Raw genomic sequence first — 1,641 nt, forward strand, 5'->3', positions numbered from 1 at the left:
CGCCCTCGGCGACCTGCGCCGGGTCGCCCCACAGCGCGCGCTCGAGCGGGTCGGGCTTGTCGCCGACGTCCGCGCGGGCGCGGGCCTCGGCATCCGCCCCGAACGCCGTCACCACGTACGCGACGTTGTCGTGCCCGTCGTCCCGCCCCGCCCCGGCGCGCCCTTCGCCGATCGTGGCGATCGACGCAGCCAGCTCGCCGGGAGTGTGACCGCTGTCGAGCACGGTGCCGTCGGCGACCTCACCGCTCAGGCGCAGCGTCTTGGGCCCCTCGGCGGCCGCGTACACGCGCGGCGGAGTGGCAGGCGGGTAGTCGAGCTGCACACCCTCCAGCGTCACGTAGCGGCCGGCCACATCGACCTTCTCGCCGGCGAGCAGTGCGCGCAGCCCCGGGACGTACTCGCGCATGAGCGTGAGGGGCGAGGCGACACGGGCGCCGGCCTGACCCATCCACGGCAGCACGCCGTGGCCGACCCCCGGCAGGAGGCGCCCCGGGAACAGCCGTTCGACCGTCGCGACCTCCATCGCCGTCGCCGCCACGTTGCGCAGCGGCATGGGTGCGATGCCGATGCCGATCCTCAGGCGCTCCGTCCACGCGAGCGCGGCGCCGACCGTGGCGAACGCCGACTGGCGGAAGCAGTCCTCCCAGACCCACAGTTCGGGCACACCGCCCTCTTCGGCCGCGAGCACGGCGTCGTGGAACTCGTCGGGAGAGTGCGTGTACGGGTTGAAGATCGCGCCGATGCGTGCCATGCGTCCACTCTGGCAGGACGCACCGACGCCGCGGAAGCGGCCGCCCCGCGTATCCGCGGTGCGCGCGCCCCGCAACCCCGTCCCGCGGATCCGCCGGGCCACGGAGGATGTCGATATGGCACGCATAGGAACCTCGGGCTGGGTCTATCCGCACTGGCGGGGTGTGCTCTACCGCGGCGATCAGCGCGGCTGGCTCGACCAGTACGTCGCAGAATTCGACACCGTCGAGCTCAACGGGAGCTTCTACCGGTGGCCGGCCGACGCTCGATTCGCGTCGTGGCGCGACCGCGTGCCCGAGGGCTTCGAGATGGCCGTCAAGGCTCCGCGCGGGCTGACGCACGCCCGGCGGCTGCGCGATCCCGGCGTGTGGATCGAGCGCATCACGCGAGGCCTCCACTCACTCGATGGGCGCCGAGGCCCGCTCATCGTTCAGCTGCACCCGGGGATGGAGCGCGACGACGAGCGCCTGGACGCGTTCCTCGAGGCGCTTCCCGCGTGGACCCGGCCGGTCGTCGAGTTCCGGCATCCGTCATGGACGGACGACGAAACGATCTTTCCGCTCCTCGAACGCCACGACGCGGCGTACTGCGTCATGAGCGGCGCACGGCTGCCGTGCATCCTCCGAGCCACGTCCAGGCTGGTCTACGTGCGGCTGCACGGTCCCGATCCCGAGCGGCTGTACGGCGGCTCGTACTCCGACGACGACCTGCACTGGTGGGCGGAGCGCATCCGCGAATGGGAGGGCTTCGGCCACGAGGTCTTCGCGTTCTTCAACAACGACGGCGCGGGCAACGCCGTCCGCAACGCCCGGACCCTGAAGCGGATGCTGGGCGCCTGACGCGGCGGGGGGCGCCGTGCCCTTCCGGCACGGCGCCCCCCGCGTGGCGACT

The 1,641-nt window shown here is 72.8% G+C and carries 2 protein-coding genes; one reads left to right on the plus strand and one right to left on the minus strand.

The annotated features are described in order from the left end of the window. Nucleotides 1–751, minus strand: a 751-nt coding sequence (locus tag EIO58_RS17500) for an LLM class flavin-dependent oxidoreductase (protein ID WP_127820509.1), incomplete at its 3' end; no start/stop codon positions are given. 115 nt (nucleotides 752–866) lie between these two features. On the opposite strand from EIO58_RS17500, the gene EIO58_RS17505 reads away from it, so the two are divergent. Further along, on the plus strand, nucleotides 867–1,589 hold the full coding sequence (locus tag EIO58_RS17505; RefSeq protein WP_127820510.1) for a DUF72 domain-containing protein: 723 nt from the start codon (nucleotides 867–869) through the stop codon (nucleotides 1,587–1,589). Nucleotides 1,590–1,641: the final 52 nt, after the last annotated feature.

Source organism: Microbacterium sp. CPCC 204701 (genome assembly GCF_004010105.1).
Classification (GTDB): domain Bacteria; phylum Actinomycetota; class Actinomycetes; order Actinomycetales; family Microbacteriaceae; genus Microbacterium.